Here is a 19,132-nt window from a genome sequence, read left to right as displayed (position 1 = left end):
CATGCCGTCGAACCCGCGTATCCCGTTCCAGCTGTCCTCGGACCGCGCGCCCCTGACAGGGCCCGAGGGTAAGAACCTGATCGTTCATATCGTCATGAACATTGAATACTGGCCCATCGAGCGCGCCATGCCGCGCGGCATCATTCCCGCGCCGCACGGGGCCACGCCCGCGCCGCCCGATGTGCCGAACTTCTCCTGGGTGGAATACGGTCTGCGCTGCGGGATGCCGCGCATCCTCGACATGCTGGATCGCAAGGGGCTGCCATGTTCGGCGTTTCTCAATGCGCAGGTGGCGGACGTCTATCCAACGCTGATGGAGGCGGTGATGGGCGCAGGCTGGGAGCTGGTGGGCCACGGCTTCTTCCAGCAATCGCTGAAACAGGCCGAGGATGAGGCCGACGTGATCCGCCGCTGCCTCGACCGGCTGGAACAGGCGGGCGGCGCACGGCCCCGCGCCTGGCTGGGGCCGGGCCTTGGAGAGACGGAACACACGCCCGACATCCTGAAGTCCGAAGGCATCGAGTTCCTGCACGATTGGGTGCTCGACGACCTGCCAACATGGATGAAAACCAAACACGGGCCGCTCATGGCGCTGCCCTATTCGTTCGAGCTGAACGACGTGCCGGTCTACGCGATCCAGAATGGCAGCACGGATGAATATCTCAAACGCGTCGAGGCGACGCTCGCGGTGTTCGAACGCGAGCTGAAATCGCAGCCCCGCGTCATGACCCTCGCGCTGCATCCGCATATCATCGGCGTGCCGCATATCGCGCATCATTTCGAGCAAGCGCTCGATCTGCTGACGGCGCGCGATGACACGATCTTTCTGACCTCGAGCGGGATCGGCGACTGGTACGCCGCCGCCGACCCCGATGGCGCCGCCCGCGTGATGGAGGCGGCGTGATGGCAGAACGCTCCACCGCGCTGGGCAATCTCAAGGTGCTGGACCTGACGCGCGTGCGGGCAGGGCCCACCTGCTGCCGTGTGCTTGCGGATTTCGGTGCGGATGTGATCAAGATCGAGGCCCCGGTTGGGGCCGATCCGTCGGCGGGCGTGTCAGGCGCACGGCACGGCTACGACATGCTGAACCTGCACCGCAACAAGCGGTCTCTGACGCTGAACCTCAAGGCCCCGGAGGGTCGCGCGCTGTTCCTGCGCATGGTCGAGAGCGCCGATGTGGTGGTCGAGAACTTCCGCCCCGACGTGAAGGTCCGGCTTGGCATTGCCTATGACGATCTGGCAAAGGTGAACCCGCGCATCATACTCGCCTCGATCTCGGGCTTTGGGCAGGATGGCCCCTATGCCAAGCGCGCCGGTTTCGACCAGATCGCGCAGGGCATGGGCGGGCTCATGGGCGTCACGGGCAATCCCGAAGAGGGCCCGATGCGGGCAGGGGCGGCGGTGGCGGACAGCTCCTCAGGCCTTTACGCGGCCATTGGCATCCTCGTGGCACTCCAGGAACGCAGCGTGTCGGGTCAGGGGCAATGGGTGCAAAGCTCACTTCTCGAAGCGCAGATCGCGATGATGGATTTCCAGGCGGCGCGCTACCTTGTCGAGGGTGAGGTGCCACAAAGCTCCGGCAACGATCACCCCTACGTTACGCCGATGGGCGTGGTGGCGACGAAGGACGGCTATCTCAATCTCGGCGTCGGCAGCGACGCGCAATGGCAGGCCTTCTGCGAACTCATAGACATGCCCGACTGGGCCACGGATGAGAAATACGCCACCAATCCCGCACGTTTCGAACATCGGCCCGAACTTTGGAACCTGCTGAAGCCCATCTTCGCCAAACGCACGACGGCCCAGTGGGTCGAGGCGCTGGAAGAGATGGGCGTGCCCGCCGGTCCGATCTACATGATGGACGAGGTCTTCGCGGACCCGCAGGTGCAGCATCTCGGCATGGCTGCCCCGATCGAACACCCGGCGCGCGGTGAGACGAAACTCGTCGCGCAACCCGTGAAACTGTCGCGCACGCCCGCGTCGGTCTATGTCTCCGCCCCGGATGCGGGCGAGCATTCCGATGCGATCCTCGGTGAGGTCGGTCTGAGCGCCGACGAGATCGCCGCGCTGCGCGCCAAGAACGTCATCTGAAGGATGCCAGACATGAACCAATACGACCCCGACATGACCTCGATGCCCGTGAACCCTGCCTGGGGCGATATCCGCGACGCGGTCGGGCGCCTCTGCGACGATTTCCCGAACGAATACTGGCTGAAGCTCGACAAGGAAGATGCCTATCCGCATGACTTCGTGAATGCGCTGACCGAAAGCGGCTTCCTGGGTGCGCTCATCCCCGAGGAATATGGCGGCTCGGGCCTGCCGTTGGCCGCCGCCGGTGCGGTGCTTGAGACGATCCACGTCAAAGGCTGCAACGCCGCGGCCTGCCACGCGCAGATGTACACGATGGGCACGGTGCTGAAGCACGGCTCGGAGGAGCAGAAGCAGAAATACCTGCCCAAGATCGCCACCGGTGAGCTGCGCCTGCAGGCCTTCGGCGTGACCGAACCCACGACGGGCAGCGACACGACTCAGCTCAAAACCAAGGCTGAGAAGACCGAGAACGGCACCTATATCGTCAACGGCCAAAAGGTCTGGACCAGCCGCGCTTTCGAGTCGGACCTCATACTGCTTCTGGCGCGCACCACGCCCGCTGCGGAATGCAAGAAACGCTCCGACGGCATGTCCGTCTTCCTGATCGACATGAACGAGGCCAAGAAGAACGGCCTCTCGCTGTCCAAGATCGACGCGATGATCAACCACAACACCTGCGAGGTGTTCTTCGACAATGTCGAGATCCCCGCCGATACGCTCGTGGGCGAAGAGGGCAAGGGTTTCCGCTACATCGTCGACAGCATGAACGCGGAGCGGATCCTGATCGCCTATGAATGCATCGGGGACGCGAAATACTTCATCGAGAAGGCCTGTGAATATGCCAATGACCGCTCGGTCTTCGGCAAGCCCATCGGTGCGAACCAGGGCATCCAGTTCCCCATCGCCGATGCCTATGCCAAGGCGCAGGCCGCCGAGCTGATGGTCACCAAGGCCGCCGCGATGTTCGATGCGGGAGAGAAGGCGGGGGCGGAGGCCAACATGGCCAAGCTGCTCGCCGCGGACGCGTCCTGGGCTTGTGCCGAGGTCTGCATGCAGACCTATGGCGGCTTTGCTTTCGCACGTGAATACGGGATCGAGCGGAAGTGGCGCGAGGCGCGGCTTTACCAGACGGCGCCCATCTCGAAGAACATGATCTACGGCTTCCTCGGTCAGCACGTCCTCGGCTTGCCGCGCAGCTACTGAGCCGGGTGAGTATTGCAGAGGAGACGGAGGGTGCGGCGTCCGCGCGCTGGCCGGTGCTTGCCGGGGTATGGGGCGTCTATTTCAGCTTCGGCGTGATCATCGCCTCGACCGCGCCTCTGGTCACCGAAATCCGCGAAGACATCGCCGTGACCAATGCGGGCATGGGCCTCATTTTGGGCGCCTGGCCGCTGACGTATATCCTGTGCGCCGTGCCGTGCGGCATGTTGCTCGACCGGATGGGGGCGCGGCGGATGCTGGTCATCGCCTGCCTCCTGATGGCGGCGTCTGCGGGCCTGCGCGGGCTGGCGGAGACGCCGCTGCAGCTCTTTCTCGCGGTGGCGCTCTTCGGGGCCGGGGGGCCGATGATTTCGGTCGGGGCGCCTGTCGTGATCGCCAAGCTTTATCAGGGCAAGGCACGGGCGAGCGCGATGGGGCTCTACGTGACCGGGCCCTATCTCGGCGGGCTGGTGGCGCTGGCGATCACCAATTCGGTGGTCATGCCGCTCGTGGGGCAGAACTGGCGCGCCGCCATGGTCGTCTATGCCGGGCTGGTGCTACTCTCGGCGCTGATCTGGTGGGCCGTATCACGCCGGCGTGCCAGCGAGATCGGACCGGGCGCAGGCGCCAGCAAGTACAACCTCTCGGCCTTTGGCGAGATCGTGGGCCTCAAGCAGGTGCAACTGATCCTCGTGATGTCCGTGGGCGTGTTCTTCATCAATCACGGGCTGAACAACTGGATTCCCGAGATCCTGCGCAGCTACGGCTTTTCGGCGGTGGCGGCGGGATACTGGGCGGCGCTGCCTTCGGCGATCGGCATCCTCGGCGTGCTGGTGATCCCGCGTCTTGCCACGCCCGAGCGGCGGCTTCTCGTCATGGCCGGGCTGTTCGGGGCCGTCCTTGCCGCCAGCCTGATGCTGCAAAGTGCCCATCCGGCGCTTCTCGCCCCCGGTCTCATGCTGCAGGGCATCGCGCGCGGATCGATGATGACGGTGGCGATCATGCTTCTGATGGAGACGCCGGGCGTGCCCGAGGAGCGGCTTGGCCTTGCGGGCGGCATGTTCTTCACCGCCGCCGAAATGGGCGGTGTGCTGGGGCCGGTGACGCTGGGCGCGCTTGCGCACCAATCGGGCAGTTTCGCGCTGCCGCTTCTGTCGGTGACGGCCGTGTCGGCGCTGTTGCTGATCCTGCTGGCCCGGTTGCGCCGCCAGATGGCTCGGGAGGCGGGGCAGGGCGGCGCTTAACGTTCGGGCGGCAGGCCGCCAAGGCGGCGCGTGATCTCGTCGGCGGCATTCTTGACGGCCGTGCCGAAGGCCGCGATGCGATCCTCGTCGAAGCGGATGCTCGGGCCCGAGATCGACACGCCTGCGCAGGGATTGCCCATCTCGTCGAAGATCGCGCTGCCGATGCAGGACATGCTTTCGTAGCGTTCCTCCCGGTCGAAGGACCAGCCGCGGGCGCGCGTGCGCTCCAGATCCGCAAAAAGATCGGCAGGCGTCGTGCGGGTGTTGGCCGTGAACTGCTCAAGGCCTGCGGACGTCAAAAGCCGCTTTACCTTGTCCTCTGGCAATTCGGCGAGGATCGCCTTGCCGGTACCAGAGGCATGCATCGCCGTCCGTGTGCCCGGCGGGAAGAAGGCGCGGATCGGGTTCAGCGTCTCGATTTGTCCAACGAACACCACTTCGGCCTTCTGAGGTACGGCGAGGTTCGCGGTCTCGCCCGTCTCCTCCATCAGAAGCTGCATGACCGGTCGCCCGATCTCCACGAGGTTGGAGCGTTTGAGGAAGGCCGCCCCCGTGCGGAACGCCTCGATCCCGATAAGCCAATCCTGCCGGTCCTCGTCGAAGGCCACGAAATCGTGCTTTTGCAGGGTCATCAGGATGCGGTGCGTGGTGGCGGTGGGCACGCCCACGGCCAGCGCCAGATCGGTCAGGTTCATCCGCCCCGCGCGCGACAAGGCGACCAAAACCGACAGCGCGCGATCGAGCGATTGCAGCGTCCCGGCGGAGCTTTCGGTGAATTGCGACTTCGGGCGGCCGCGCTGACGTTTCGGGGCTTGCATGGCGAATGGGGTGTCCTGCGCGTCGTTTCCCTTGGTGTATAATTCTGAAAAAGATTTTCAATAAAATTCTGCATCGCAGAAATGGAAATAAGATATGAACTAATTTCAATTACTTGCGTGCCTGCCCTGCGGGTCATCACAGGGTATCGAGAAAATTGAAAAATATTTCCGAAAGTCTAGGTGTAGCGCATCCAATCGGAGAATCGCACGATGAGCACCCAGAACCCCGTCTTCATTCCCGGCCCCACCAACATCCCCGAGCGGCTGCTGTCGGCCATGCATGTCCAGACCCGCGACCACCGCGCGCCGGACTTCGTCGAGACCTTCGCACCGGTTCTCGAGGACACCAAGAAGGTGTTCGGCACCAAGGACGGCACCGTCATCACCTTCCCGGCATCCGGCACCGGCGGCTGGGAAGCGGCGGTCACCAACACGCTCAGCCCCGGAGACAAGGTTCTTGTCGCGCGCTACGGCATGTTCAGCCACCGCTGGATCGATCTGTGCCAGCGGCACGGGCTCGATGTGCAGATCATCGAATGCGCCTGGGGCGCCGGTGCGCCCGCCGACAAGTTCGAAGCCACGCTCAGCGCTGACAAGGGCCACGAGATCAAGGCCGTCCTCGTCACGCACAACGAAACCGCGACGGGCGTGAAATCCGACGTGGCCGCCGTGCGCGCCGCGATGGATGCGGCCAGTCATCCGGCCATGCTGTTCGTCGATTGCGTCTCCTCGCTGGCCTCGATGCCCTTCGAGATGGATGCCTGGGGCGTCGATATTGCCGTCTCCGGCTCGCAGAAGGGGTTCATGCTGGCGACCGGCATGGCGATTTTGGGCGTCAGCCCGAAGGCGCTCGATGCGATGGAGAGCGCGAAACTGCCGCGCACCTTCTTCGATTTCCGCGACATGACCAAGGCCAACGCCTCGGGCGGGTTTCCCTACACGCCCCCGCTGCAACTGATCTACGGCATGCGCGAAAGCCTGAAGATGCTGTTCGAGGAAGGCCTCGACAACGTCTATGCCCGCCACACGCGCCTTGCCGAAGGCGTGCGCCGCGCAACCAAGGCCTGGGGGCTTGAACTGGTGGCGCACAGCCCGGATCTTTACTCCGACACGGTCAGCGCCATCTATGTGCCCAAGGGCTTCGACAGCAATGTCCTGACCGAGCATGCCTTCGACGGGTATGGCGTGTCCTTCGGCATCGGCCTTGGGGAGATGAACGGCAAGGCCTTCCGCATCGGTCATCTGGGCAGCCTGACCGACGTCATGGTTCTGTCGGGCCTCGGCGCCATAGAGATGGCGATGGCGGATCTCGACTACCCGATCACCCTGGGATCGGGCGTGGCCGCGGCACAGGAATTCTATCGCAGCGGCAATGCGACCGCCGTGAAATCGGCCGCCTGAGAGGAGGAGACGCGATGCTGGACGCAACCACCACAGCCGCCGAGCTGACGATCGACGACATGCGCGCCGCGCATGAGCGGATCAAACCCTATATCCACAACACGCCGGTCCTGACCTCGTCCTATCTGAACGAGCTGACGGGGGCAGAGCTGTTCTTCAAATGCGAGAACTTCCAGAAGGCCGGCGCCTTCAAGGTGCGCGGTGCGACGAATGCCGTGTTCGGCCTGTCGGACGCGCAGGCCGAGAAGGGCGTCTGCACGCACAGCTCGGGCAATCACGCGCTGTCCTTGTCTTACGCGGCAGGTCGCCGGGGCATTCCCTGTTACGTGGTGATGCCCAAGACCGCGCCCGAGGCAAAAAAAGCCGCCGTGCGCGGTTATGGCGGTATCATCACCGAATGCGAGCCCTCGACATCGAGCCGTGAGGCGGTGTTTGCCGAGGTGCAGAAGGAAACCGGCGCGGAATTCGTGCACCCGTATAACGATCCGCGCGTGATCGCGGGTCAGGCCACGTGTTCGGCGGAGCTGATGGCGCAGGTCGAGGGGCTCGATACCATGGTCGCGCCCATCGGTGGTGGCGGCATGATCTCGGGCACCTGCCTGACGCTGTCGAACCTCGCGCCCGACGTGAAGATCTATGCGGCCGAGCCCGAACAGGCCGATGACGCCATGCGGTCCTTCAAGGCGGGTCACATCATCGCCGATGATGCGCCGGTGACGGTGGCCGACGGGCTCAAGGTGCCGCTCAAGGAGAACACCTGGCATTTCGTGTCGCAATTCGTGACCGATGTGCAGACCGCGTCCGAGCAGGAAATCATCGACGCGATGAAGCTCACCTGGCAGCGCATGAAGATCGTGATGGAGTCTTCCTGCGCGGTGCCGCTCGCGGTGATCCTCAAGAACCCGGACGTGTATCGCGGTCGCCGCGTCGGCGTGATCGTGACCGGCGGGAATGTCGATCTCGACAAGCTGCCTTGGATGACCGGCGCCTGATCGCGCCCCCGAACACTCCGTAGGGTGGGTGAAAACCCACCATCCCCCAACAAGGAGAGAGACTATGAAAGATACCGTTAATCTCGACGATTTCGAAGTCGGCTACGACATTCCCGCGGCCATCGGCATGGACGAGGCCGAGGTGCAGACGCCCTGCCTCGTGCTCGATCTCGACGCGCTGGAGCGCAACATCAAGAAGATGGGCGATTACGCCAAGGCCCACGGCATGCGCCACCGGGTCCACGGCAAGATGCACAAATCGGTCGATGTGGCGAAACTGCAGGTCGAACTGGGCGGCGCCGTCGGCGTCTGCTGTCAGAAAGTGTCCGAGGCCGAGGTCTTCGCCCGCGGCGGCATCAAGGACGTTCTGGTGTCGAACCAGGTGCGCGACCCGGCCAAGATCGACCGTCTGGCCCGCATGCCGAAGCTCGGCGCGCGCATTATCTGCTGCGTCGACCAGATCGAGAACGTCGCCGACCTGTCGGCGGCCGCGCAAAAGCACGGCACCGAGATCGAGTGCCTGGTGGAGATCGATTGCGGCGCGGGCCGCTGCGGCGTGACGACGACCCCCGCCGTGGTGGAGATCGCCAAGGCCATCGATGCGGCACCGGGCCTCAAGTTCGCGGGCATCCAGGCCTATCAGGGCGCCATGCAGCACATGGACAGCTACGAGGATCGCAAGGCCAAGGTCGATGTCGCCATCGCCATGGTGAAGGACGCCGTCGATACGCTGAAGGCAGAAGGCCTCGAATGTGACATCGTCGGCGGTGGCGGCACCGGCTCCTACTACTTCGAGTCCAACTCGGGCGTCTATAACGAGCTGCAATGCGGCTCCTACGCCTTCATGGATGCCGATTACGGGCGCATCCTCGACAAGGACGGCAAGCGGATCGACCAGGGCGAATGGGAAAACGCGCTCTTCATCCTGACCTCGGTCATGAGCCATGCCAAGGCCGAGAAAGCCATCGTCGATGCGGGCCTCAAGGCGCAATCCGTGGATAGCGGTCTGCCCTTCATCTACGGGCGCGACGACGTGGAATACGTCAAATGCTCGGACGAGCATGGCGTCGTGTCGGACCCCAAAGGCAATCTCAAGGTCAACGAGAAGCTGAAACTCGTACCCGGCCATTGCGACCCGACCTGCAACGTCCACGATTGGTATGTGGGCATCCGGAACGGCAAGGTCGAAACGCTCTGGCCCGTGTCGGCCCGCGGCAAGGCGTACTGAGCTTTGATGCACTGATCTGCGCGCGTCCCCTCATCCGGGGCGCGCGTTTTTGCGAGACCCAAGAACAAAAGCAGCGGGACGAGAAGGACACAACATGAGCAACGCAAAAGACGGCAGCGTCGTCATCGTCACCGAGGAAATCTGCCAGAAGATCGTCGACCGCGCCTCGGCCTTCACGGCGGTCGAACAGGTCTTCGGCGCCATGGCCAAGGGTGATGCCTACAACTTCCCCGTCATCCGCGAAGCCATCGGCTATGCGGACGCGCTTTACGGGTTCAAGTCGGGCTTTGATAAGGTGGGCGGATCGCTAGGACTCAAATCGGGCGGCTACTGGCCCGGCAATGCCGAAAAGGGCCTGACGAACCACCAATCGACCGTGTTCCTCTTCGATCCCGATACCGGGCGGCTCGATGCACTTGTGGGCGGCAATTACCTGACCGCCGTGCGCACGGCGGCCTCGTCCTCGGTCTCCATCGCGCATCTGGCGCGCAAGGATGCCAAGGTGCTGGGCATGGTGGGGGCTGGCCATCAATCCGCGTTCCAGCTGCGCGCGGCCGCCGAACAGCGCGGCTTCGAGAAGGTCGTGGCCTGGAACCCGCATCCCGACATGCTGCCGAAACTGGGTGAGGTCGCGAAGGAGATCGGGCTCGATTTCGAGGCGGTCAGCCAGGAGGAGTTGGGGGCACAGGCGGATGTCATCATCACCATCACCTCGGCCTTTGAGCCCCTGCTGATGGCCGACTGGATCAAGCCCGGCACGCATATCGCCTGCATGGGTACTGACACGAAGGGCAAGCAGGAGGTCGACGCGGCGCTTCTGGCCCGCGCCACAGTCTTCACCGACGAGATCGCGCAATCGATCAGCATCGGCGAGGCGCAGCACGCCGTGGGGCAGGGCCTAATCAAGGAGGCTGATATCACCCCCATCGGCGCAGTCATCAATGGCGATCACAAAGGCCGGACCTCAGATGACGAGATCACGCTCTTCGACGGGACGGGCGTGGGCCTTCAGGACCTTGCAGTGGCGTCGGTCGCGGCGAAACTCGCGCGCGAGCAGGGAATGGCGCAGGTCGTGACGCTCTGATCAGGGTCTTTCTTGCACAGAATGAAGCCCGCACCGGACCGGTGCGGGCTTTTTCTATTCTGGTTGTTTGGGGTGGCGGGCTGACGCCCTCTGCGCGCCTCCCTCAGTGCCCCCAACGCAGGATGGAGAGCGGGTTGGCGTAATCGTCCGTCCAGAACGGACCCTTTCCGGCCTCGAGCGGCTCCCAGATCTCCGATGCGGTCAGTGCGCCGAAATCCTCGGCCTTGCGGGCGATGAACACGGCCTCGGTCGCCGTATCTCCGGGCGCGCCGCTGCTGCGGTGATCCATGATCGCGGCGGTGAGCCCAAGCCGCGCAGCACTTTCAACCAGCGGCAGGTCGATGTCGAAATACCGGTTGGAGATATGGAAGACGAGAACACCGTCCGGGCTCAGGTGGCTCATGTAGAGCTCCATCGCTTCGACCGTGGTCAGATGCACCGGCACCGCGTCGGAGGAATAGGCATCGATCACCAGCACGTCGAAGCCCATCTTGTCCTGATCGGTCAGCACGCGCCGTGCATCTCCGAGATAGGTCGGCGCCGACGGGGTGCAGCTCGACACGAAGGTGAAGAGATCGTGATTGCGGGCGACCTGATCGACCACGGGATCAATCTCGTAATAGTGCCAGTCCTGGCCCCCTTCGGCATAGCACGCCAGCGCGCCCACGCCGAGGCCGACGATGCCGATCCGGTCGGTGGCAGAGACCGGCCCGTCGAGGAAGATCGCGGCAAGCGGCCCGTTCTCGTGGTAATAAGCCAGCGGTCGGGGCTGTGCCGCGTCCAGATCGGCCACGAATTGCGTGCCGTGGATCGTCGTGCCGTTCACGTATTTCCGGGTTTCGCCCGCATCGGTCACCCGGTGCACGCCGAAGAAGCTGCGATCCTGGAACAGATGCTCGCCGGGCAGGAAGGTCTTGCCGGTGACCACGATCAGCAGGATCGCGATGGCAATCGCGGGGATCTTGCCGCGCAGGCAGATGAGCGAGCCTGCGGCAAGGCCCAGCATGACGACGGTCAGCGTGGACGTGTCGTCGATCCCGGCAAGGCGCGGCAGGCTCCACAGGACGAGCCCCGCGAAACCCGCATAGAGAACGCCTGCAATGGCCTGTTTCGGCGTCGGCAGGAAGCGCGCCGACAAGAGCAGGGCCGCTCCCACCAGGGTCGTGACGCCGCCTTCGACCAGGGTGTCGAACAGCGCCGGGGCGATGATCGAGTTGAACAATCCGCCGAAGGCGCCGCCGACGGACATGACCAAGTAGAATGCCGTCAGCTGGCTGCCGGCGGGGCGCGCCTCGTAGAGGCGGCGATGCGCGTAAAGCGCCAGCCCGAAGAACGCCAGAACGAGGCAAACCGCTTCCGGAAGGCTCAGATGAGACCCGGCAGAGCCCGAAAACACGAAACCCAGCCAGGCGACGGAGGCAAGGCCCACCCATTTCAGCCGTGCGGCATTGAGCGCCGAGTCCCGGAACGCCAGCACGAAGGTCAGCAGGAACAGCGCCAGCGGCACGACCCAAATCAACGGAAGCGAGCCCACATCGGTGCTGATCTTCGAGGTCACCGCCAGCATCATCGAGGACGGCACGAAGGCCAGAACCAGCCAGAAGGCAATCTGGCGCAATGTGATCGGCGTGGCCGCGTCGCTGTCCTTGCGCAAGGTCGCGGGCGTCCCGAGCCCCAGCGTGCCCGACAGCATCAGACCCGCGCCCAGCACGACAAAGCCAATCGCAAAGCCCTGACCGATGGCCTTCGCGCCGAACAGGGGCTCGGCCACCAGCGGGAAGGCCAGAAGGGCGATCAGCGAGCCGAGATTGGAGGCGCCGTAAAGAAAATAGGGATCTTCCGCCGAAGGTCCGCCCGAGCGGGCATACCAGGCCTGCAGCAGCGGGGCATTCGCCGACAGAACGGCAAACGGCACCCCGACACCCACGGCGAAGACGCCGAGCGTCTGAAGGGCCGTGTTCGCATCGGGATCGGGCCGCCAATCGGCAGGCAGGGCCAGCGGCAGGAAGAACAGCGCAATGGCCCACAGGCTCATATGCACGATCAGCTGGATGCGCGGCGGCACGTAGCGGATCATCAGATGCGCGTAGAGATAGCCCGCGATCAGAACGGTCTGGAAGAACAGCATGGCCGTGGTCCAGACAGCGGGCGCGCCGCCCAGAACCGGCAGGACCAGCTTGGCGTAAAGCGGCTGGACGAAAAACAACAGCGCCGCACTCAGGAAGATCGTCCCGGTGAACACGAGGACGGGCGAGGCGCGCAGTTTTCGCGCTGGGATGTTCGTGACTTCGGACATGATCGTTCCTGTTCTGCTCAGGTTTTGCGGTCTGCTCTGCCGATCATGTTGCGTGCGAATTGGGTGTAAGTGGGGCAGCACGGTGACCTTCGCTCGAAAATCGGCGCGCAGGATGGGCTGGTACGTGCAGGAGCGGGGCGCTGCGCGGTGCGGCCACAAATTTGCGCGCGGAGAAACCGAACAGTAACCGCGCTGCCACCATGGGGGCAGGCATTCGGGATCAGGCCAACAGCTCAGGCGTGGGATGCGCTGTCAGAGTGGATCGCGCTGGCGAAAGGGCGTTAATTGCTCGCCGCGCGGTACCAATCGACGATCTGGGCACGCGCCGCGTCATCCATCTGGAACGCGTTTGGCGGCGGCATGGCGTGGCTCACGCCTGCCTGCAGGAAGACCTGTTCAGCATGGCGCGCGACGTCGGCCTCGGTCTCCAGCAAGACGCCTTTCGGCGCGCGGTGGATGCCCTCCCAGCCCGGTGTCCGGCCGTGGCACATCGCGCAATTGCCGACGATTGTCAGATAGGCATCCTCGAACCCGTCCGCGGCGGCGAATTGCGCCTCCGCTTCGGTCATCTCGCGGGACGCGGCCTCTTCGTAATCGTCGTAGATCGGGGCGGTCGACAGCCAGGCGATTGCCACGAACAGCCCCGCCGTCACTGCCCATGTCCAGTAGGGCCGTCCCTGGCCTGCATGCATCGAGTTGAAGAAATGCCGGATCGTGACGCCCATCAGGAAGACGAGCGCCGCGATGATCCAGGCGGCCTCCGTCCCGAAGGCCAGCGGGTAATGGTTCGACAGCATCAGGAAGATGACGGGCAGCGTCAGGTAGTTGTTGTGGGTCGAGCGCAGCTTGGCGATCTTGCCGTATTTCGCATCCGGCGTCCGGCCCGCCTTGAGGTCGGCCACGACGATGCGCTGGTTCGGCATGATGATGAAGAACACATTTCCGGTCATGATCGTCGCGGTGAAGGCGCCCAGATGCAGGAGCGCCGCGCGGCCCGTGAAGACCTGGTTCAGCCCCCAGGACATCGCCACGATGATCGCGAAGAGCACCAGCATCATCGCAGTGGGCCGATCGCCCAGAGGCGACTTGCACAGCCCGTCATAAAGGATCCAGCCCACCCCGATCGTGGCTGCCGAGATCGCGATGCCCTGCCACAGCGCCAGATCGGCCTTGGTCGGGTCGAGAAGGTAGAGCTCCCCGCCGACCCAGTAGACGATCATCAGAAGCGCGGCCCCCGAGAGCCACGTCCAGTAGCTTTGCCATTTGTGCCAGGTCAGATGCTCGGGCAGGCGTTCGGGCGCCACGAGGTACTTGGTGGTGTGGTAAAAGCCACCGCCATGAACCTCCCATTCCTCGCCCGAGGCGCCGTCGGGCATGCCCGGCGCGCGGCGCAGGCCGAGATCGAGCGCGATGAAATAGAAACTCGCCCCGATCCACGCCATCGCGGTGATGACATGCAGCCAGCGGACCGCGAAACCGGCCCAGTCCCAGAGAATGGCAAAATCGTACATGTCGGGTCTTTCAGCGTGTCAGAACGGGTCAGGCGGGCTCAGCTGCCGCGATAGGTCGAATAGCCGTAAGGCGAAAGCAGCAGCGGGACGTGGTAATGCGCGTCGGGATCGTCCATCCCGAAGCGGATCGGTATCTGATCGAGAAACAGCGTCTCGCCCGAGGCAAGGCCCGCCGCGCGCAGATAGTCGCCCGCAAAGAAGATCAGCTCGTAGGTGCCCGTCTGGTAGGCATCCTGCGGCAAGATCGGGCTGTCGGTGCGGCCATCGTCATTGGTTACGGTCTCGGCGATCTTGCGATGGGAATTGCCCGAGACGCGGTAAAGCGCGATCTTCACGCCTGCCGCCGGACAGCCCCGCGCGGTATCGAGGATATGGGTCGTGAGGTAGCCTGCCATGATCGCGCTCCATGTGTCGTTTCCCCCTCTATACGCAGCCTCGCGATCCCACTGCAAAGCCTTCGGTGCCGCAGGACGGGCAGAAAGCGTTTGAGAATTGCCGCATTTGTGTGGATCAACGGGAAAACAAACACCGACAAGGACGCCCCGCATGCACCGTTATCCCCGCGACATGACCGGCTACGGCCCCAACGCGCCCGATCCCCAATGGCCGGGCGGCGCGAAGATCGCGGTGCAGATCGTGCTGAACTACGAAGAAGGTGGCGAGAACAACATCCTGCACGGTGATGCGGCCTCGGAGGCCTTCCTGTCCGAAATTGTCGGTGCCGCGGCCTGGCCGGGGCAGCGCCACTGGAACATGGAATCGATCTACGAATACGGCGCGCGGGCGGGATTCTGGCGCCTCTACCGGATGCTGAGCGATCTGCCGATCACGGTCTACGGCGTGGCCACCGCTCTTGCGCGCGCGCCCGAACAGGTCGCGGCGATGCAGGATGCGGGCTGGGAAATCGCAAGCCACGGTCTGAAATGGATCGAGCACAAGGACATGAGCGAGGCGGAGGAGCGCGCCCAGATCCGCGAGGCGATACGGCTTCATAGCGAAGTGACGGGCGCGCCCCCGCGTGGGTGGTATACCGGGCGGACGTCGATGAATACCGTGGCGCTCGCCGCTGAAGAGGGCGATTTTGCATATATTGCTGATAGTTACGCCGATGACTTGCCATACTGGATGAAGTGCGCAGGCAAGGATCAGCTGATCGTGCCCTACACGCTCGATTGCAATGACATGCGCTTTGCCACGCCGCAGGGCTTCAATGCGGGCGAGCAGTTCGAAAGCTACCTGCGCGACAGTTTCGACGTGCTCTATGCCGAGGGACAGGCGGGCGCGCCGAAGATGCTCTCCATCGGGCTGCATTGCCGCCTGATCGGACGTCCGGGACGGGCCGCCGCATTGAAGCGCGCGCTGGATTACATGCGCGGTCATGACGGCGTGTGGTTCGCGACCCGCGCAGAGATTGCCGATCACTGGGCGGCGACGCATCCGCCCCAATCGCGGACGCGGCCCTCAGAGATGGACAGTGCGGCCTTCGTCGCGGCCTTCGGCGGAATGTTCGAACACAGCCCCTGGATCGCGGAGCGCGCCTTCGATCTGGAGCTTGGCCCCACGCATGACACCGCGCGCGGCGTGCATTCAGCGCTCGCGCGCATCTTCCGCTCTGCCACCGAGGCGGAACGCTTGGGGGTTCTGCAGGCGCATCCCGATCTCGCCGGAAAGCTCGCCGCAGCCAAGCGGCTGACGGCCGCGTCGACGGCGGAGCAGGCCTCTGCCGGGCTCGATGCGCTGACCGACGGGGAGCGCGCGACCTTCACGCGCCTCAACGAGGCCTATACCGCGCGCTTCGGATTTCCGTTCATCATCGCCGTGCGCGACCATGACAAGGCGGGCATTCTCGCCGCGTTCAAGCGGCGCGTGGCGCAGGATCGGGAGGCCGAGTTTGCCGAGGCCTGCCGACAGGTCGAACGCATCGCCGAGCTGCGCCTGATCGAGGCGCTGGGATGAGTTCCACGATCCGGATCCAGCCGCTGGAGCGCGCGGCCTTTGCGCCCTTCGGCGACGTGCTCGATACGGACGGCGCGCCCGACAAGATCATCAATCAGGGGCTCTGCGGGCGCTATCACGACCGCGCGCGCCTCGATTTCGCGGAGGGTCGGGCAGGGATCAGCCTGTTTCAGGCGGAACCGCGCGCGCTGCCCCTGACACTCGACATGATGGAGCGGCATCCGGATGGCAGCCAGGCCTTCCTGCCGATGTCATGGGATCCGTTTCTGGTGATCGTGGCGCCCGATGCAGGAGGGGTGCCGGGCACGCCGCTGGCCTTTCGGACCGCGCCCGGACAGGGTGTGAACTACCACCGCGGGACGTGGCACGGGGTCCTGACCCCGCTTCACGCGCCGGGACTGTTTGCCGTCGTGGACCGGATCGGCGGGGGCGCGAACCTTGAAGAGCATTGGTTCGACACGCCCTTCCAGGTGATAAAGGGCTGAAATGCGGTCGTCGCGTAGATCCCCGATTTCCGTAGGGTGGGTGAAAACCCACCCCCCCCCGGACAGGCCCCGCGCAACGCGAGTCGAATGACCAAGCGACCCTGCGCTCGCCGTTCAGGGGCGCCGCCGCTAGCCCAGCCGCAACGGCATATGCCGGTTCACATCCTTGTAGAGCAGGTAGCGAAACGCCCCCGGCCCCCCGGCATAGCAGGCCTGCGGGCAGAAGGCGCGCAGCCACATGAAATCCCCTTCCTCGACCTCCACCCAATCGGTGTTGAGCCGGTAGACGGCCTTGCCCTCCAGCACGAACAGACCGTGCTCCATCACATGGGTCTCGGCGAAGGGGATCACGGCGCCGGGTTGAAAGGTGACGATGGTCACGGCCATGTCGTGGCGCATGTCGGCCGGATCGACAAAGCGCGTCGTCGCCCATTTGCCGTCCGTGCCGGGCATGGGCGTGGGGGCGACATCGTCATCGTGGGAGACCACCGGATCGGGCGCGGGCAGGCCTTCAACTGCCATGTAGGCCTTCCGGATCCAGTGAAAGACGCAAGGAACATCGCCGGTGGCGCGGAAGCTCCAGGCGAGGCCGGGCGGCAGGTAGACATAGCTGCCCGGGCGGAGATCATGGGGTGTGCCTGCAATGTCGATCCGCGCGGAACCCGCGGTCACGAACAGTACGGCCTCGGCCATCGCATCGTCTTCGGGCCGGTCGGAGCCACCACCGGGAGCGACTTCCATGATGTATTGCGAGAAGGTCTCCGCAAAGCCGGAGAGCGGCCGCGCGAGCACCCAGAGCCGCGTCGCCTCCCAGAAGGGCAGGGCGCTCGTGACGATGTCCCGCATCGTGCCCCGCGGGATCACCGCGTAGGCGTCGGTGAACATGGCCCGATCGGTGGTCAGCTGGTCCTGGGGCGGGTGGCCGCCCAGAGGCGAGAAATAGCGTCGGGTCACAGGCTGCATCTCCGGTGGTGATCGTCGAGGGCTCTGATCCGCGTCTTGGCAGCGGCGTCAGGCCCCCGCTTCCATGGCATACCTTCACGCCCGATGGGAGGGATCACGGCAATTCGAGGCGGATTTTGAAGCGACAGCCGCGTCACCGCTTGAAGCCGCGGACATGATCGGTACGATCCGCCCATTCGTTCGGGCACTCAAGCCCGACTTTCCATCAGGGAGATATCTCATGAAAACCACCGGCATCCTTGCCGCGGCACTTCTGGCCAGCACGTCGATCGGTGCATCCGCCGAAACCCTGCGCTGGGCACGCGCGGGCGACTCGCTCACGCTCGATCCGCATGCGCAGAACGAAGGCCCGACCCACACGCTCGCGCACCAGATCTACGAGCCGCTGATCATCCGCGACATGTCGGGTGAGTTCCAGGCCGCGCTGGCGACCGACTGGGCGCCCTCCGAAGAGGACCCCAATGTCTGGGTGTTCAACCTGCGCGAAGGCGTCACCTACCATGACGGCGCCGATTTCACCGCCGAGGATGTGGTCTTCTCGATCAACCGCGCGAAGTCCGAAAACTCCAACATGAAGGAGCTTCTCAACTCCATCGTCGAGGTCCGCGCGGTCGATGATTACACGGTCGAGTTCGTCACCGATGGCCCGAACCCGATCCTGCCGTCGAACCTCACCAACCTGTTCATGATGGACAAGGGCTGGACCGAGGAGAACGACTCCGTCGCCGTGCAGGATGTCGAGGGCGGAGAGTCGACCTTCGCCTCGCAGAACGCCAACGGCACCGGCGCCTTCACGCTCGTAAGCCGCGAGCCCGACGTGCGCACGGTTCTGGAGCAGAACGAGAATTACTGGGGCATGGACGAGTTCCCGATGGACGTGACCCGCATCGAGTACACGCCCATTCAGAACGCCGCGACCCGCGTCGCTGCTCTTCTGTCCGGTGAGGTCGACTTCATCCAGGACGTGCCCGTGCAGGATCTGGGCCGCGTGGGCGAGACCGAGGGCCTTGTCGTGAAGACCGCGCCGCAGAACCGCGTGATCTTCTTCGGCATGAACATGGGCGCCGAGGATCTGGCCAATGACGATGTCGAAGGAGCCAACCCGCTGGCCGATGTGCGCGTGCGCAAGGCCATGTCCATGGCGATCAACCGCGATGCGATCCAGCAGGTCGTGATGCGCGGCCAGTCCGAGCCCGCAGGCATGATCGCACCGCCCTTCGTGAACGGCTGGACCGAAGAGATGGACGCCTCGGCGCAGACCGATGTCGACGCAGCCAAGGCGCTGATGGAAGAGGCAGGCTATGCCGACGGCTTCTCCATCCAGCTCGATTGCCCGAACGATCGCTACATCAACGACGAAGCGATCTGCCAGGCTGCCGTGGGCATGCTCGCCCAGATCGGCGTGACGGTGAACCTCGACGCCAAGCCCAAGGCACAGCACTTTCCGCTCATCACCAATGGCGAGACGGATTTCTACATGCTGGGCTGGGGCGTTCCGACCTACGATTCGGAGTATGTCTTCAACTTCCTGACCCATACCCGCGGCGAAGAGCGCGGCTCGTGGAACAACACCGGCTACTCGAACGAGGAAATGGACGCGCAGATCGTCAGCCTCGCCTCCGAGACGGATCTCGAGGCGCGCAACGCGACCATCGCGGATATCTGGCAGACGGTGCAGGATGAGCAGCTCTACATCCCGATCCACCACCAGGTTCTGAACTGGGGCATGACCGACGCGATCGGCATCGAGGTCTCCCCCGAGGACGATCCCAAGTTCAAGTTCATGGAGATCAACTGATCCATCGCTCCCCCGGGGGAATTCCCCCGGGACCGTGCTACACTGATCCGGGCGCGACGCATCGC

The 19,132-nt window shown here is 64.4% G+C and carries 16 protein-coding genes; 11 read left to right on the top strand and 5 right to left on the bottom strand.

What is annotated here, in order from left to right; genetic code table 11:
• The first annotated feature begins 1 nt into the window (after nucleotide 1).
• From FIV09_RS12625 to FIV09_RS12610, 4 genes are read left to right on the top strand one after another with little or no spacing between them, the layout of a single operon-like run.
• On the top strand, nucleotides 2-904 hold the full coding sequence (locus FIV09_RS12625; RefSeq protein WP_152450291.1) for a polysaccharide deacetylase family protein: 903 nt from the start codon (nucleotides 2-4) through the stop codon (nucleotides 902-904).
• Nucleotides 904-2,091, top strand: coding sequence for a CaiB/BaiF CoA-transferase family protein (locus FIV09_RS12620; RefSeq protein WP_152450289.1), 1,188 nt, complete (start codon nucleotides 904-906; stop codon nucleotides 2,089-2,091). Before FIV09_RS12625 ends, FIV09_RS12620 begins: the two co-directional genes overlap by 1 nt.
• Before the next feature lie 12 nt (nucleotides 2,092-2,103).
• A complete protein-coding gene (locus FIV09_RS12615; RefSeq protein WP_152450287.1) occupies nucleotides 2,104-3,294 on the top strand; it encodes an acyl-CoA dehydrogenase family protein in 1,191 nt (396 codons plus the stop codon).
• Nucleotides 3,295-3,299: 5 nt separating this feature from the next.
• A complete protein-coding gene (locus tag FIV09_RS12610) occupies nucleotides 3,300-4,535 on the top strand; it encodes a CynX/NimT family MFS transporter (RefSeq protein WP_152450286.1) in 1,236 nt (411 codons plus the stop codon).
• On the opposite strand, the gene bhcR is transcribed toward FIV09_RS12610, so the two are convergent.
• Nucleotides 4,532-5,353 (bottom strand): HTH-type transcriptional regulator BhcR, encoded by an 822-nt coding sequence (gene bhcR / locus FIV09_RS12605; protein ID WP_152450284.1) that lies wholly within the window; start codon nucleotides 5,351-5,353, stop codon nucleotides 4,532-4,534. The genes FIV09_RS12610 and bhcR overlap by 4 nt on opposite strands.
• A 210-nt stretch (nucleotides 5,354-5,563) precedes the next feature.
• Between bhcR and bhcA the strand changes: the two genes are divergently transcribed.
• The 4 genes from bhcA (at nucleotide 5,564) to bhcD (ending at nucleotide 10,058) form a co-directional block, all read left to right on the top strand.
• The gene (gene bhcA, locus FIV09_RS12600; RefSeq protein ID WP_152450283.1) at nucleotides 5,564-6,754 is read left to right on the top strand and encodes an L-aspartate--glyoxylate aminotransferase BhcA; all 1,191 of its coding nucleotides are present in this window, start codon (nucleotides 5,564-5,566) and stop codon (nucleotides 6,752-6,754) included.
• Nucleotides 6,755-6,768: 14 nt separating this feature from the next.
• Complete coding sequence (gene bhcB / locus FIV09_RS12595; RefSeq protein ID WP_152450281.1) at nucleotides 6,769-7,746, top strand: beta-hydroxyaspartate dehydratase BhcB; 978 nt, start codon at nucleotides 6,769-6,771, stop codon at nucleotides 7,744-7,746.
• A 64-nt stretch (nucleotides 7,747-7,810) separates the two neighbouring features.
• Nucleotides 7,811-8,974, top strand: a complete 1,164-nt coding sequence (bhcC, locus tag FIV09_RS12590) for a 3-hydroxy-D-aspartate aldolase BhcC (protein ID WP_152450279.1) — start codon at nucleotides 7,811-7,813, stop codon at nucleotides 8,972-8,974.
• 94 nt (nucleotides 8,975-9,068) lie between these two features.
• Nucleotides 9,069-10,058: an iminosuccinate reductase BhcD gene (bhcD, locus tag FIV09_RS12585; protein WP_152450277.1), complete on the top strand. Its 990-nt coding sequence runs from the start codon at nucleotides 9,069-9,071 to the stop codon at nucleotides 10,056-10,058.
• 103 nt (nucleotides 10,059-10,161) lie between these two features.
• Here bhcD and FIV09_RS12580 read toward each other — a convergent pair whose 3' ends face one another.
• The 3 genes from FIV09_RS12580 to uraH form a co-directional block, all read right to left on the bottom strand.
• A complete protein-coding gene (locus FIV09_RS12580; protein ID WP_152450274.1) occupies nucleotides 10,162-12,354 on the bottom strand; it encodes a fused MFS/spermidine synthase in 2,193 nt (730 codons plus the stop codon).
• A 281-nt stretch (nucleotides 12,355-12,635) separates the two neighbouring features.
• Nucleotides 12,636-13,865 carry a urate hydroxylase PuuD gene (locus tag FIV09_RS12575; RefSeq protein ID WP_152450272.1) on the bottom strand — a complete coding sequence of 410 codons (1,230 nt, stop codon included), beginning with the start codon at nucleotides 13,863-13,865 and terminating at the stop codon, nucleotides 12,636-12,638.
• 38 nt (nucleotides 13,866-13,903) lie between these two features.
• The gene (gene uraH, locus FIV09_RS12570; RefSeq protein WP_152450270.1) at nucleotides 13,904-14,260 is read right to left on the bottom strand and encodes a hydroxyisourate hydrolase; all 357 of its coding nucleotides are present in this window, start codon (nucleotides 14,258-14,260) and stop codon (nucleotides 13,904-13,906) included.
• 151 nt (nucleotides 14,261-14,411) lie between these two features.
• Here uraH and puuE point away from each other — a divergent pair, with 151 nt between their 5' ends.
• Entirely contained in the window at nucleotides 14,412-15,821 is a 1,410-nt protein-coding gene (gene puuE, locus FIV09_RS12565; RefSeq protein ID WP_152450268.1) for an allantoinase PuuE, read from the top strand.
• A complete protein-coding gene (locus FIV09_RS12560) occupies nucleotides 15,818-16,306 on the top strand; it encodes an ureidoglycolate lyase (RefSeq protein ID WP_152450266.1) in 489 nt (162 codons plus the stop codon). The genes puuE and FIV09_RS12560 overlap by 4 nt, the downstream gene beginning before the upstream one ends.
• Before the next feature lie 129 nt (nucleotides 16,307-16,435).
• Here the strand turns inward: FIV09_RS12560 and FIV09_RS12555 are convergent, their stop codons facing one another.
• The gene (locus tag FIV09_RS12555) at nucleotides 16,436-17,260 is read right to left on the bottom strand and encodes a bifunctional allantoicase/(S)-ureidoglycine aminohydrolase (protein WP_216646431.1); all 825 of its coding nucleotides are present in this window, start codon (nucleotides 17,258-17,260) and stop codon (nucleotides 16,436-16,438) included.
• A 229-nt stretch (nucleotides 17,261-17,489) separates the two neighbouring features.
• On the opposite strand from FIV09_RS12555, the gene FIV09_RS12550 reads away from it, so the two are divergent.
• Nucleotides 17,490-19,067: an ABC transporter substrate-binding protein gene (locus FIV09_RS12550; RefSeq protein WP_152450262.1), complete on the top strand. Its 1,578-nt coding sequence runs from the start codon at nucleotides 17,490-17,492 to the stop codon at nucleotides 19,065-19,067.
• Nucleotides 19,068-19,132 lie beyond the last annotated feature (65 nt).

It is taken from the genome of Roseivivax sp. THAF197b (genome assembly GCF_009363255.1).
GTDB lineage: Bacteria > Pseudomonadota > Alphaproteobacteria > Rhodobacterales > Rhodobacteraceae > Roseivivax.
The sequence above is the reverse complement of the archived record's forward strand: the minus strand, read 5'-3'. Positions and strand labels throughout refer to the sequence as shown.